This is a genomic window from Gordonia sp. NPDC003950, assembly GCF_053605205.1.
In genome coordinates this window covers 19,106-33,185 of record NZ_JBSGIT010000016.1, presented here as the reverse complement: position 1 = coordinate 33,185, position 14,080 = coordinate 19,106, and the positions used below count along the sequence as shown (strand labels likewise).

General features: G+C 67.3%; 13 protein-coding genes. 3 read left to right on the top strand and 10 right to left on the bottom strand.

The window, feature by feature from the left end; translation table 11 throughout:
• Positions 1–5 precede the first annotated feature (5 nt).
• From ACWETB_RS15215 to ACWETB_RS15175, 9 genes are all read right to left on the bottom strand, one after another.
• Positions 6–1,610, bottom strand: coding sequence for an APC family permease (locus ACWETB_RS15215; RefSeq protein WP_449742509.1), 1,605 nt, complete (start codon positions 1,608–1,610; stop codon positions 6–8).
• Entirely contained in the window at positions 1,607–3,106 is a 1,500-nt protein-coding gene (locus ACWETB_RS15210; protein ID WP_348809352.1) for an aldehyde dehydrogenase family protein, read from the bottom strand. Before ACWETB_RS15210 ends, ACWETB_RS15215 begins: the two co-directional genes overlap by 4 nt.
• A 401-nt stretch (positions 3,107–3,507) precedes the next feature.
• Positions 3,508–4,278 carry an anti-sigma factor gene (locus ACWETB_RS15205; RefSeq protein WP_449742510.1) on the bottom strand — a complete coding sequence of 257 codons (771 nt, stop codon included), beginning with the start codon at positions 4,276–4,278 and terminating at the stop codon, positions 3,508–3,510.
• Entirely contained in the window at positions 4,271–4,843 is a 573-nt protein-coding gene (sigK, locus tag ACWETB_RS15200) for an ECF RNA polymerase sigma factor SigK (protein WP_449742511.1), read from the bottom strand. Before sigK ends, ACWETB_RS15205 begins: the two co-directional genes overlap by 8 nt.
• A gap of 173 nt (positions 4,844–5,016) precedes the next feature.
• Entirely contained in the window at positions 5,017–5,883 is an 867-nt protein-coding gene (locus ACWETB_RS15195) for a DUF1295 domain-containing protein (RefSeq protein WP_452212015.1), read from the bottom strand.
• The gene (locus tag ACWETB_RS15190) at positions 5,880–7,244 is read right to left on the bottom strand and encodes a class I SAM-dependent methyltransferase (RefSeq protein WP_449742513.1); all 1,365 of its coding nucleotides are present in this window, start codon (positions 7,242–7,244) and stop codon (positions 5,880–5,882) included. The genes ACWETB_RS15195 and ACWETB_RS15190 overlap by 4 nt, the downstream gene beginning before the upstream one ends.
• Positions 7,241–8,026, bottom strand: a complete 786-nt coding sequence (locus ACWETB_RS15185; RefSeq protein ID WP_449742514.1) for a DUF1365 domain-containing protein — start codon at positions 8,024–8,026, stop codon at positions 7,241–7,243. The genes ACWETB_RS15190 and ACWETB_RS15185 overlap by 4 nt, the downstream gene beginning before the upstream one ends.
• Positions 8,023–9,582 (bottom strand): NAD(P)/FAD-dependent oxidoreductase, encoded by a 1,560-nt coding sequence (locus ACWETB_RS15180; protein WP_452212013.1) that lies wholly within the window; start codon positions 9,580–9,582, stop codon positions 8,023–8,025. The genes ACWETB_RS15185 and ACWETB_RS15180 overlap by 4 nt, the downstream gene beginning before the upstream one ends.
• Before the next feature lie 105 nt (positions 9,583–9,687).
• Positions 9,688–10,110 carry a YccF domain-containing protein gene (locus ACWETB_RS15175; protein WP_348805671.1) on the bottom strand — a complete coding sequence of 141 codons (423 nt, stop codon included), beginning with the start codon at positions 10,108–10,110 and terminating at the stop codon, positions 9,688–9,690.
• A gap of 114 nt (positions 10,111–10,224) precedes the next feature.
• Here ACWETB_RS15175 and ACWETB_RS15170 point away from each other — a divergent pair, with 114 nt between their 5' ends.
• Both ACWETB_RS15170 and ACWETB_RS15165 read left to right on the top strand, forming a co-directional pair.
• Positions 10,225–10,482, top strand: a complete 258-nt coding sequence (locus ACWETB_RS15170) for a hypothetical protein (RefSeq protein WP_348805670.1) — start codon at positions 10,225–10,227, stop codon at positions 10,480–10,482.
• Between the two features lie 90 nt (positions 10,483–10,572).
• Positions 10,573–11,856, top strand: a complete 1,284-nt coding sequence (locus tag ACWETB_RS15165; RefSeq protein WP_452212010.1) for a GAF domain-containing protein — start codon at positions 10,573–10,575, stop codon at positions 11,854–11,856.
• Positions 11,857–11,860: 4 nt separating this feature from the next.
• On the opposite strand, the gene ACWETB_RS15160 is transcribed toward ACWETB_RS15165, so the two are convergent.
• Positions 11,861–12,070 (bottom strand): hypothetical protein, encoded by a 210-nt coding sequence (locus ACWETB_RS15160; RefSeq protein ID WP_348805668.1) that lies wholly within the window; start codon positions 12,068–12,070, stop codon positions 11,861–11,863.
• A 483-nt stretch (positions 12,071–12,553) separates the two neighbouring features.
• On the opposite strand from ACWETB_RS15160, the gene exaC reads away from it, so the two are divergent.
• Positions 12,554–14,077, top strand: a complete 1,524-nt coding sequence (gene exaC / locus ACWETB_RS15155) for an acetaldehyde dehydrogenase ExaC (protein ID WP_452212008.1) — start codon at positions 12,554–12,556, stop codon at positions 14,075–14,077.
• The last annotated feature ends 3 nt before the right edge of the window (positions 14,078–14,080 follow it).

Below are 14,080 nucleotides of genomic sequence, written 5' to 3'. Positions count from 1 at the left end.
GTGGGTCACGCTTTCTCGGTCGAAGTGGGGTCGGTGGTCGGAGGCGTGTCGGTGGCCGGGGTATCGGGGACCAGGGTGTCGGGGAGTAGGGGATCACCCGGTGTGCTCGAATGCGATTGCAGCACACCCACACTGCGGTGTCCGACGGTCAGGTACCACAGGAAGCCGGCGCCGAAGATGATGCCGATGTAGACGAAGGCACCCCAGGTGTTGTACCAGGGTGTGCCGTACACCTCCGACCGCGGCCAGGCCAGGTTGATCGCCATGCCGATCCCCCAGACGACGGCGACGATGTTGACGAGCATGCCCCAGCGGCCCATGGTGAAGTAGCCGCCCTCGGCGAGGTCGGCCGGCGGCCACTCACCGCGGAATCGCTTGAGCAGCAACGGTCCGGTCACCAGCAGGTAGGCCAGGTAGATCATGATGATCGCGATCGAGGTGAGCACCGTGAAGATCTGTGCCTGACCGATGTTGATCACCAGGATCGCGATCGCGACGATGCCGATGACGATGGCCGGCACCACCGGCGTCTGTCGTTTGGGGTTGACGGTGGCCAGGCGCTCACCGAAGGGTAGTGCGTTGTCGCGGGCCATCGCGAACATCAGCCGGATGGCGGCGGTGTGTACGGCCAGTGAGCAGACGATGACCGCGACGACGATGGCGCACAGGAACACCTTGCCCGCCGGGCCCCACATGACCTGCTCGACGATGTACTGCAGACCGCCCTCGGGTTCACCGAGTTTCGCATCGTCGAGGTCGGGGGCGCTCATGATGGCGAACACCAGGATGGCGCCGCCGATGACGAAGGAGGCGAGAATGGCCCGCAGGATCGCCTTGGGTGCGGTGCGGCGGGGTTCGACGGTCTCCTCGCCGAGCGAGCTGGCGGTGTCGAAGCCGTACATCACATAGCCCGACGCGAGGGACGCGACCAGGAATGCGCCGAGATAGCCGCCACTCTCACCGGCCCCGTATCCGTTGGTGGAGAAGAAGACCTGTGGTCCGCGGGTGATGTTGAAGGCGAGGATGATCGCGATAAGGACCGCGGCGATCAACTCGACGAACACGCCGACGCTGTTGATCAACGACATCAACCGCACGCTCCACGCGTTGATGGCGGTGGTGATGCCGATCATGATGGCGCCGAGGATGACGGCGTTCACCGCGTAGTCGGTGGGATCGTCTCCGCTGCCGTAGATCTGGAAGCCGCTCCACAGTCGCGGCAGGTTGAGTTGCAGGGCCAGGACGACGGCGGCGAGGGTGACGACCGACGCGGTGAACATCAGCCATCCCGAACTCCAGCCGACTCCTTGGCTGCCGAGACGTTTGGCCCAGTTGTAGACCGAGCCGGCGACCGGGTACTTGGCCGCAAGTTCCATGAAACACAAAGCGACACATAACTGTCCGACGAAGACCATCGGCCACGACCATAGGTAGGCGGGGCCGGCGGTGCCGAAACCGAAGTAGAACAGCTGGAAGGTGCCGGTCAGGATGGAGATGTAGCTGACGCCGGCGGCGAAGCTGGCGAACTTGCCGATGCTGCGGTCGAGGGATTCCTTGTAGCCGAAGTCCTCGAGGCCGCTGGAACCGGGGGTGGTTGGGGAGGTGCTCATTGGACGCCGTCCTCGGTCGAAGTGAACCACCGCGACGGCGCCGGCGCGGTGTTGTGCCAGATGTGTTTGGTTTCTTGATATTCCGCGAGCCCGGTGGGTCCGAGTTCACGTCCGTTGCCGGATTTGCCGAAGCCGCCCCATTCTGCGGCGGGGGTGTAGTAGCCGAAGTCGTTGAGCCACACCGTGCCATGGCGCAGACCCCGCACCATGCGTTCGCCGAGCGCTGCATCGGAGGTGCGTACCCCGGCTGCCAGGCCGTAGTCGGTGTCGTTGCCGAGTGCCAGGGCCTGCTCCTCGGTGTCGAATCGCTCGACGGTGAGGATCGGTCCGAAGGTCTCGTTGCGGACGATGCGCATCGTCCGGTTGCAGTGATCGAAGATGGTGGGCGCGAAGTAGTATCCGGCCGGGTCGAGCCCGTCGCGGTCGGGTCGCCCGCCGCCGGTACGGAGCACGGCACCTTCGGCTTTCGCGGATTCGACGAACTCTTCCATCTTGGCCAGCTGTGCGGCCGACACGAGCGGGCCGGTCTTGCTGGCCGGGTCGAGACCGTCACCTATGACGATCTGCTCGGCGCCGGCGACGAGTGCGTCGACGAAGTCGTCGGCGATCGAGGCGTGGACGATGAGTCGGGTGCCCGACGAGCACACCTGGCCAGAGTGCAGGAACACCCCGGTCAGCACCTGATCGACGGAGGATTCCCAGTCGGCGTCGGGGAAGACGATATGCGGATTCTTGCCGCCGAGTTCGACGGCCACCTTGGTGACGTGGCGGGCGGCGACCTCGGAGATGATGCGGCCGGTGGCCAGTCCACCGGTGAAGGAGATGAAGTCGACGTCGTCGGTGTCGGTGAGGGCGTCGCCGAGCGTGGAGCCCGCGCCCTGAACGAGGTTGAGCACCCCGGGTGGGACCCCGGCGCGCGAACACAGTTCCACGAAGGCGATGGTGCTCAGCGGGGTCACCTCACTGGGTTTGGCAACCATGGTGGCACCGGCGGCCAGCGCGGGTGCGATCTTCCAGGAGATCTGCAGCAGTGGGTAATTCCAGGGTGCGATCATCACGCAGACGCCGATGGGTTCGCGCACGACGCGGCTGATGACGCCGGGGACGCCGACATCGACGACGCGGTCGGATTCGGTTTCGATGAGTGCGGCGTAGTAGCGGAGCACGGACTCGACGTCGTCCATGTCGATCTCGCTCTCCACCAGCGTCTTCCCGGTGTCGAGGGTTTCGATGCGGGCCATCTCGGCCTTGTTGATTACGAGCAGGTCGGCAATGCGACGCAACAGGGCCGCTCGTTCGGTGACCGGTGTGTTCGGCCACGCCCCGTCGTCGAAAGTGGCCCGGGCGGAAGCGATCGCGGCGGTGGCGTCGGCGGGGGTCGCCTCGTCGACACGGGTGAACACCGATCCGGTGGCCGGATTGATGACGTCGCGGGTGCCGGCGTCGGCGGCGTGTCGCCATCGGCCGGCGATGTGGAGGTGGGCGTCGGGCAGCAGCGGTGAGTCGAAGGCGGTGGGAAGGGGCGTCGAGCCGAATGCGGTCACAGGGCACCTGATCTCTGCGCCGGCGGTGGGCCCGGCGCGGAACGGGACTGGGGATGGGGATAACTGGCGATGGAGAGAGATGACGCGACGCTGCGTCGTGCTGTCGTGCGGGATGCGGGGCTGCCCCCGATGGGCTGTTGCGTATTGTGCAACCAGCTGCATCCAATGCAACAAGTGTGCGGAATGGGCGGTGACCTGTCAAGCGTGGGGCCGTGATCGGCGGGACGTGGGGTGGCGTACCGGCCCGACCTCGCCGGGTCTCGACTCGGTCCTCCGTTTCGACGGAGATCGACGCGGCAGCCGGCGTTCCGGGCCGACTCGACCAGTGGGAACACCTGCGCGCCGGGCACGCCTCAGCCCAGCGGCAACTGGGCGACGATGTCGCCGGGCGCGGTGGAGCCGCCGGGTGGGGACACGGTGAAGGCCAGCGAGGTGGCGTCGCCGAGGTGTGGGATCACGGCGGTGGTCGACGGCGCGACGTCGGCCTGCGTCATGGTGCCCGCCGACGTGGCACCGTCCGGACTCAACAGCCACATCTGGTACACCGTACCCGGCTGGGGCGGTGGAACATCGTTCATCACGAGAACTCCGGCGTCTGCGGATTCGGAGAACGTGAGTGTTGCCCGTCCCCCGGCGACCGCCCCCGAGGAGGTGCGGACGTCCTCGGAGGTGAAGACCTTTTCGGCCGTGGGTGTTTGCGGGGTGGTATCCGAGGACAGGCCCGAGCCGATCGCCCATCCGAGCCCACCGACCGCGACGGCCACCGCAGCGGCGGCCGCCGCATATGCCCAGCGGCGCCGGGTCAGTGGGTACACCCGCGCCTCGGGCGCCGGCACGTCCGCGGTGTCCTCGGCCGGGACCGGTTCGGTGCGGCGAGGTACGACGGTCACGTCGGCCCGCGTCGCGGCCAGGATCTGCTCGCGCAACGCCGCGGGCGGGGCGGTCTCGGTGATCGAACTGACCGAGGCCATCGCCTCCCTGGTGTCGCGGACACGACGGTCGAATTCGGCGCGGGTGGCGGCATCGGCGCGCGCGCGGCGTCGATGTACCGAGTCGACCTCGGCGGGCGAAAGCGCGTCGAGGCCGAGTAGCGGCGCCAGATCGAGGAGTTCGTCGTCAGACATCGTTGTCCCCCAAGCAGTTGCGGAGACGCGTCAAGCCGTCGCGGACTCGACTCTTGATGGTCGGCAGGGCCACAGAAAGAAGCTCCGCCACCTCGCGGTAGGTCAGACCGTTGTAATAGGCCAGGGCCACGGATTCCCGCTGGCGGTCGGTCAGGCCGTCCAGGCAACCCTGCACGCGTTCACGCGCCTCCCGGCCTTCGACCTCATCGCTGACGACGTCGAAGGACCGCACGAAGTCCGCCGCGGAGTAGTCGGTGTCGCGTCGAGTGGCGGCGGTCTCCGACCGGACCCGGTCGACCGCCCGCCGATGGGCCAGGGTGATCAGCCAGCTCAACGCCGACCCGGCGGCGGGATCGAAGGTGCGCGCGGAACGCCACACCTGCAGATAGACCTCCTGCGTGGTCTCCTCGCTGTATCCCGCATCCCGGAGCACCCGCCGCACCATGCCGTAGACCCGCCGCGCAGTGAGGTCGTAGAACTCGGCGAAGGCGGCGGTGTCGCCGTCGGCAGTGCGCGCCAGCAGATCCGACAGCACTGCCGCATCGCGGGTGTCGCGGGCCGTCACATCGGCGCTCCGGTGCCGTGTGCTCCGGTGCTGTTGACTGCCGTGCGGCGCGCTCCGGAGTCGTTCGCGTCTGTGCTCATCGAGGCTCACCCTAGTGGGTGTCCGTCGCCGCCTCAACGAATCCGGTCCGCTCGGCGCCCACAGCCCGGGTGCGGTGGCCGGTACCCCGATGATCATGGCCGTGCCCGGGTCGCCGTGGTGGATGCGTCGCCCCGAGATTTCGGTGGGCGGGGAAAGAAGTACGACGTCCGGGCTTGATACTCGGAATAGCCGGGCCGCTTGCTCATCGACTTCTCCAGGAGCCGAGCGCCGGTCGCGTACACCAGGAAGTAGGTCATCACCACCGGCGACCACACGGTGAGCACACCCGGGCAGCCGATCACCGTCGCTCCGGTGGTCATGGCGCCCGAACTCGCGGCGACCAGCCAGATACCCCACCACACCGATGCGTCGCCGAAGTAGTTGGGGTGACGAGTCCACGACCACAGACCGCGATCCATGATCGCGCCTTTGTTGGCGGGATCAGCCTTGAAGGCCTGCAGCTGGGCGTCACCAACCGCCTCGAACCCCAGTCCGATGAGGAAGACCACGATGCCCAGCGCCGCCACGATCCAGGCCGGGGCGGGTGTGGGACCTGCGACGGCCGACACCTGAATGGGTAGGGAGACAAACCATTGCGCCGCACCCTGGGTGGCGAAGATCTTGCGGGCGACCACCCACAGCCCGTTGCCGCCGGAGCGTTCCAGCATCTCCTGGTACCGGGGATCCTCCCCCTTGCCCTTGGACTTGCCCACCATGTGCCAGGCCAGGCGCAGACCCCATACGCTCACGCCGACGGCCAGCAACCATCGGCGGACCGGGTCGCCGCCACCGAGGATCAGCGACAGCCAGGCCACCCCGACGAAACCGAGGCCCCACGTGACGTCGACGACGTTGAACCGCCCGATCCGATGGCCGATGGCGAAGGTCACCGCCTGCAGGACCACCACGAGCAGCAGCGCACAGGCGGTGAGAATCCCGAAGCCCGCCCAGCCGGTCACCGCGGTTCACCCCGGTCCGGCCGGGCGAAGACCAGCTGATGCACATCGAGATACCCGGCCCGAAAACCGGCCTCGGAGTAGGCGAGATAGAACTGCCACATCCGCATGAAGGTGGCGTCGAAGCCGAGTTCGGCGACCTCACGTCGCCGGGCGGTGAAGCGTTCCCGCCACAGCCGCAATGTCTCCGCGTAGTGCGTGCCCATCGCCATGGTGTCGGTCAGCCGCAACGACGTGTGCTGGGCGGTCACCGACCGCAACGCCTTCAGTGAGGTCAGTTGTCCGCCCGGGAAGATGTACTTGTGCACCCACGTGTAGGTGTGGCGTGAGGCGCGCATGCGGTCGTGTGGCATGGTGATCGCCTGGATGGCCACCCGCCCGCCCGGTGCGAGCAGCCGGTCGATGGTGGAAAAATATGTCGGCCAATACTTTTCGCCGACCGCTTCGATCATCTCCACCGACACGACCGCGTCGTAGGTGCCCTCGACGAGTCGGTAGTCGAGCAGATCGATCTGCACCCGGTCGGCCAATCCGGCGTCGGCGACGCGACGCAGCGCCAGGTCGCGTTGCTCGGAGGACAGCGTCACCGAACGTACGGTGGCGCCGCGGGCTGCGGCACACAGGCACAATTCGCCCCAGCCGGTGCCGATCTCGAGGAGCCGGGTGCCCTCTCCCACGCCGGCGAGATCGAGGAGTCGGTCCACCTTGCGGCGTTGCGCGTCGGCCAGATCGGCCCAATCCGGTGTCTGCGCATCTTCGATACCGGTGGTTGCGGGATCGGTGAACAGGGCGCTCGAGTACGTCATCGTCTCATCGAGAAAGGTGGCGAACAACTCGTTGGACAGGTCGTAGTGCCGGGCGATGTTGGACCGGGTGTTGGCGGTCGTGTTCTCCTCCTCGGCAGGATGTTTCGGCAGCACCAGCGGTCGTAGGGCCTGCAGTGGGCGCGGCACCAGGCGCGCGACCCGCGACGCGAAGGGCGTCAGCACGCCGACGAGGTCGTCGGTGCTCCAGTCGCCGGCCATGAATGACTCACCGAAACCGATGAGTCCGCCGCTGCCCACCCGACGTGCGAAGTCGTCGGGTCGGCGCAGGATCATCCGTGGTTGCACCGAATGGGCGGACCGGCCGTTGCAACTTCCATCGGGGTACTCGATCCGTACATCGAGATCGGCTGCGGCATAACGGAACAACCGGCCCGCGGCCAGTCCGCGCAGGTGGGCCGCCCGGCCGGTCGGTACCGCCGCCACGTCGGGCCAGCGGCGGGCGTCCTCGGGAGTCAGATCGTGCTCGCCCGGGTGGTGTGCGGCCCGATCGTGAGTGTGAGTGTGGGTGTGATCGGTGTTCGGGATGTGCGTGCTCATCGGCGTCCTTCCGTCACGGTCGATGCGATGGTCGAAGTGTGGTCATGGTCGGGTCGTGGCCTGATCGGCAGGCGCCGCGCCCAGAGCCGGATGCCCTGCCACCGGATCCGCGCCGAAACCACCAGGGGCGCCAGCGGTGTACGCAGTTGTGCGGCAAGGAATGTCCGCCGCGTCACCGGGACGGCGTGGCCGGTCAACGAGGCGACGAAGGGCTCGGCGCCGGGGCGGTCGAGCGTGATCGAGACGGCGACCCGGCCGGACGGATCGGGCTCGGGGAGCCGCAGTCGGTAGTGGCCCGACACGTCGTGGAACGGTGAGACATAGAACTCCTTGTCCACCATGGCTCGTCCGTGGTCGTCGGGTGTGACGACGTAGCAGTGCCGTTCGCCGTAGGTATTGTGCACCTCGGCCACCACATACGCGAGGCTGCCGTCGCCGCGGTGACACCAGAACACGCTCAACGGGTTGAACACGTAGCCCGCCACCCGCGGCGACAACAGTGCGAGCACCGATCCGTCGGCGGGGGTGACCCCGGCGCCGGACAGATGACCATTGAGCCTCTCGCGCAACGATTCTCCGTCGGCGACCGGTTCGGGAAAGTGGTCGGCCGGACGGAACTCGGCGAACCATGCCCCGGGGCCGTCGAACCGGGGTGGCCGGTCGACGTCGATGAGCCAGGACCCGGATCGGTAGGTGAACGAATGGCGCAGGGGTGATCGGCGGGTGTGGGTGATCCGGGTTTCCACGATCCGGGCCCCGTGCGCGGCCGCATAGGCGTTCACGTCGGGTCCTGTTGCAGCATGCGATGATTCGCTTCCCGACGGTCATTCTCGCCGAGCGTGGCGATGAGGAGTTCGGCGGCGCCCGCGCCGGATGCGGCACCGTCCTCGTGGAAACCCCACCCGTGGTAGGCGCCGGCGAACACGAGCCGGTCGGTGTTGATCTGCGCCAGACGACGCTGCGCGGCAACCGATTCGGTGGTGTACACCGGATGCTCGTACGTCATCTCCGCGATCACCGACGCCGGGTCGACGAGATCGGTGCGGCCGAGGGTCACCAGCATGCGCGGCGCGGTGGTCGGCAACCGCATCAGCCGGGTCAGATCGTAGGTGACGGCCACCCCGGACCCATCGAGCGCGTCGCCGTGGACGGTGGTCGCGGCGCGTTCGACGGTGTCCGGGGTGGGGTTCGGGGCAGCGCTGATCGAGTCGGCGTTGCTCGAGCCCGGGTTGCTCGAGTCTCGGTTGCTCGAGTCTGGGCTGACCGAGTCTGGGCGGATCTGGTAGTTCCAGGACGCCCACGCACGCCGGGCGCGCGGAAGCAGCGAGATGTCGGTGTGCAGCACGGCCGGTTTGGGGTCGTAGGTGATCGCCGAGAGGACGCTGTGCTGGTCCGGTGTGGGAGCGGCGAGAGCGCGCAGGGCCTGATGCGGATGTGTGGCGACGACGGCGGCGTCGAACATCTCCAACTCGCCGTCGTCGGTGGCGATGGCGATCGACGCGGCGAGGTCGTCGATGCGTCGCACCGGGGTGTTGAGCCGGATCTGTCCGCCACGGGCGACGACCCGGTCGGCGATCGCGTTCACGTAGGTGACCGATCCGCCGACGACGGTGCGCCAGGTGGGTGAGCCGAACACCGTCAGCATGCCGTGGTGGTCGAGGAAGGTGAACAGGTAGCGTGCCGGGTACTCCGCCGCGGTCTGCGCATCACACGACCACACCGCGGCGACCAGCGGCAGCAGGAAGTTCTCGACGAAGTAGTCGGAGAAGCGTTCGCGGCGTACGAAATCCGCGAGCGCCACGTCCGCCGAACCGTCGGCAGCGGAATCGTCGGCAGCGGAATCGTCGGCAGCGGAATCGTCGAGGAGTTTGCGGGCCGCCCGATGAAAGCGGACCACCTCGCCGAGCATTCGCAGGTAGCGGCCGCGGGTGAGGGTCCGCATGGTGGGGAACAGGCCCGATACGCCCAATGCGCCCGCATATTCGAGGCCGGTGAGCTCCGAGTGCACCGACATCGACATGTCGGTGTCCTGGGTCGGCACACCGAGTTCGGCGAACATCGCCTGCAGCGTGGGGTAGGTGCGGTCGTTGTGGACGATGAATCCGGAGTCGACGGCCAGGGTGGTGGCCGGGCTCCCGTCGGTGGCCGGGACGTCGACGAGATGGGTGTGGGCGTGCCCGCCGAGCCGGTCATCGGCCTCGAACAGGGTGACCGAGGCGTGCGCGGACAGTCGGTAGGCGGCGGTGAGTCCGGCGACGCCGCTGCCCACCACGGCGATGCGTGGCCGGTGGTGTGGGACGCGGGGCGTCGGGGACCCGTCGGAACCGAAGGAGGTCATGCCCGATGTTCGGACCCGGAGCGCGTTCGGATGGGTCGTGATGGGCGGTCGGTGCCTGGCGGTCGGTGCTGTCGAGTGGGAGGGTTCGGCGGGCAACCGCCCGGGTCAGTATCGGACCGGCGGCGGGGGTGGTGCGATGTAGCCGGGTGTCGCCTGGTCGGCGGGGACGATCTCGGCGCCGAGCGGCAGCAGTGAGACGGGCACCATCTTGAAGCTGGCGATGCCCAGTGGGATGCCGATGATGGTCAGGCACATGGCGATACCGCTGGTGATGTGGCCGATGGCCAGCCACAGTCCGGCGAACACGATCCAGATGATGTTGCCGATCGTCGACGCCGCGCCGGCGGTCGGCTTGCGGACCACGGTGCGGCCGAACGGCCAGAGGGCGTAGTTGGCGATGCGGAAGGACGCGATTCCGAAGGGGATCGTGATGATGAGGATGCAGCAGATGATGCCGGCGACGACGTAGCCGAGGGCCATCCAGATGCCACAGAAGAGCAGCCAGATGATGTTCAGGAGGGTGCGCATACCCCATTGTGCTCGACAAGAGGGCATATCGGGCAGCCCCGAACCCGGGCCGGGGCGGGCCGCAGGTTCTCCGAGAGATGGGGCTGCGTACCGCGACCTCGGTACGCTGCTGCCATGGCACCCGCCGCGGAGTCCGCCCGTGTCACGCTCTGGTGGATCATCACGACCTTCGTGCTCGTCGTGCGACTGCTCGCCACCATCGCCACCATCCTGCTGGTGATCGGATGGGCGGTGGCGGCCATGGGATCGTCGTCGATGAACAACGGTTTCCTCTGGCCCGCGGTCGGATGTGCTGCCGCATTGCTGGTCAGCACCTATCTTTACAGTCATCTCCGGGCCCGATATCCGCGCCGGAACGGTTGGCTTCCGTGACATATCGGTGGCTGAAACCGTGGTGTGTAGCCCACCTCACAGCGAAGTTGGCATAATCGGGGCGACAGAGGTGCTAGCGAGAGAAGAACTATGACGGAACTCGGGACGTCGCGTATCCGGCGTGCCTACGAGGATTTTCTGTCGGGGATCACGCCGCCCACGGACGCGGTGCGTTCGGTGGTGCGTGAATCCTGGTCGCGGTCCCGTGATCGCGGCATCGATCCGGTCGATCCTCTCCCCGAGGACGACGACAGCGCCACCATGACGATGGCCGAGTTCTCCCGCTACCGCCAGGACCATCCGATCACCTCGGTGCGTCCGCTCGTGCAGAACCTGATGCTCGACGACATCGCCGATTCCGGCGTCGTGGTGGCGTTGACCGACCAGGTCGGCCGCTTGCTGTGGGTGGAGGGCAGCACCGAGGCCCGCGACCGGGCCGCCACGATCAACTTCGTCGAGGGTTCGGTGTGGAGCGAGGACGTGGTGGGGACCAACGCGCCCGGTCTGGCCCTGGCCGTCGACAAGGGTGTGCAGGTGATCGGGCCGGAACACTTCTCCGATGCGGTGCAGGACTACAGCTGTGCGGCGGCCCCGGTGCACGACCCGCTGACCGGGCACGTGATCGGCGTCATCGACGTGACCGGCGGCCGGGAGGTGGCCGCACCGTTCGCGCTGGCGGCGGTGCGTTCCGTCGTCGCCGCGGTGGAGCGTGAACTGCAGTCGCGTGCGGTGAACCTGGCCGACCCGGCGACCTTTGCCGCACCGGCCGAGAGCGGGGGCGCGCGGCTGACCGTCCTCGGCGACAACACCTACCGATGGCGACGGGACGGCGACGCCGCCGGTGAGCGCACCCTGTCACGACGCCATGCCGAGATCCTGATCCTGCTGCAGGCCTACCCGGAGGGGCTCAACACCGAACAACTGGCCATACAGCTGGCCGGTGACGGGATCGACCCGGTGACGGTGCGCGCGGAGATCTCCCGGCTGCGGCGTGACCTGGGCACCGATGTGGTGTCGTCGCGGCCGTACCGTCTGACCGTCGACATGACCTCCGACATCGGTGACATCCGCCGGCGGATCGCCGACGGTGGGGATCTGAGCGCCGTCGTCGAGGCCCTCGGCCGCGGCGGACTGCTCGTCGAATCGACCGCCCCCGGCATCACCGAGATCTTCGAGGAGATCCGCGAGGACGTGCGTTCGCGGGTGATCGCCGATGGCGAGGTGGGTGCGCTGCGGACGTGGACGTCGTCGACGCATGGTCGCGATGATCTGGTCGCGTGGCGTCGGCTCGAGCACCGGCTTCCGGTGGGACACCCGGATCGCGCGGTGGTCGGCGGCCGGATCCGGCTGCTGGATCGGCGCTACGGGGCCTGAGTCGTCACGGGGTCTGAGTCGCCGCCGGGTCACCCGGCTGCTGCGGATCGGCATTCATCGTCGGGACGATCGGCCGGTCGGGGGTCATCTCCGTGTCGACCGCGGTGATCAGCATGACGGCCATCAGCGTCGCCGCCACCACGCATGCGAGAACGAGCAGTACGCCGACGAGCGGCGACGCGGATCGATCGGTCGACGAGCGGGGGGTGCTCATGGCGGAAACCTCTCGGGATACCTGACGCGGATGTTCTCGTACACGGACATCTTTCATCTGACGCAAGAACATGCGCCATCGCGAACAGCTCTGGGATGATCGCTGCCATCGTTGCAGCTCACGGCGATGGAGTAGTTGTCCGGACCGGAAAGTTCATCTCTTCGGTAGAGGGATTTCAGTTCCTCAGGGGACGTCGTCGTCCCCCGTTCGCCACCCGCCGCGCATGCCATGCCCGGCCCGCGGCCCCGTCCGATCGATTCTTCGTGCCGCAACGTTGCAACGTCGTCGCCGACGCCGGCGACCACACCCCGGGATTGCCCTCCGGCGGTGGCTGTGAACAGCGGAAATGAGGGTATGCAACGTTGCGAACGCCGCTGCAACGTGGCTGCAACCACAGGCCTCCTACTGTGTGCAACAGATCACACACACCGCGGCAAGCGGCCGTGTGACACCCCGACACTGGCACTGAGGAGCTGGAGACACATGACTGTTTACGCGAAGCCGGGAACCGATGGATCGGTGATGAGCTTTGAGTCGCGCTACGACAACTGGATCGGCGGCCAGTGGACGCCGCCGGTCAAGGGTCAGTACTTCGAGAATCCCTCACCGGTCGACGGCAAGGTCTTCTGCGAGGTCGCCCGCTCCACCGCCGAGGACATCGACCTCGCGCTCGACGCCGCCCACAAGGCCGCCCCGCAGTGGGGCAAGGTGTCGGTGGCCGAGCGTTCGCTGGTGCTGCTGCGCATCGCCGACCGCCTCGAGGAGAACCTCGAGAAGATCGCCGTCGCCGAGACCTGGGACAACGGTAAGGCCGTCCGGGAGACCCTGGCCGCCGACATCCCCCTGGCCATCGATCACTTCCGTTACTTCGCCGGCGCCCTGCGTGCCCAGGAGGGCTCGATCTCCGAGGTCGACGAGGACACCGTCGCCTACCACTTCCACGAGCCGCTCGGCGTCGTCGGTCAGATCATCCCGTGGAACTTCCCGATCCTGATGGCCGTGTGGAAGCTGGCCCCGGCGCTGGCCGCAGGCAATGCCGTCGTCCTCAAGCCCGCCGAGCAGACCCCGGCGTCGATCCTCTACCTGATGAGCCTCATCGCCGACCTGCTGCCCGCCGGTGTCATCAACATCGTCAACGGCTTCGGCGTCGAGGCCGGCAAGCCGCTCGCCTCGAGCAACCGCATCCGCAAGATCGCCTTCACCGGTGAGACCACCACCGGCCGCCTGATCATGCAGTACGCCTCGGAGAACCTGATCCCGGTCACCCTGGAACTCGGTGGCAAGAGCCCGAACATCTTCTTCAACGACGTGATGAGCGCCGACGACGGCTTCCTCGATCGCGCCCTCGAGGGCTTCTCGATGTTCGCTCTCAACCAGGGTGAGGTCTGCACCTGCCCGAGCCGCGCGCTGATCCAGGAGAACATCTACGACGACTTCATCGCCAAGGCCGTCGAGCGTGTCAGCAAGATCAAGCAGGGCAACCCGCTCGACACCGAGACCATGATGGGTGCGCAGGCGTCCAACGACCAGTACGAGAAGATCCAGTCGTACCTGGCCATCGGTCAGGAAGAGGGCGCCAAGGTGCTCATCGGTGGCGAGGCCGCCGACCTCGGTGGCGATCTGTCCGGCGGTTTCTACATCAAGCCGACCGTCTTCGACGGCCACAACAAGATGCGCATCTTCCAGGAGGAGATCTTCGGCCCGGTGCTGGCCGTGACGACCTTCAAGGACTACGCGGACGCCATCCACATCGCCAACGACACCCTCTACGGCCTCGGTGCCGGTGTGTGGAGCCGTGACGGTGCCACCGCCTACCGCGCGGGCCGCGAGATCCAGGCCGGTCGCGTGTGGACGAATACCTACCACGATTACCCGGCGCATGCCGCCTTCGGTGGGTACAAGCAGTCCGGTATCGGCCGCGAGACCCACCTGATGATGCTGGAGCACTACCAGCAGACCAAGAACCTCTTGGTTGGTTACGCTCAGAATGCCAAGGGATTCTTCTGAGAA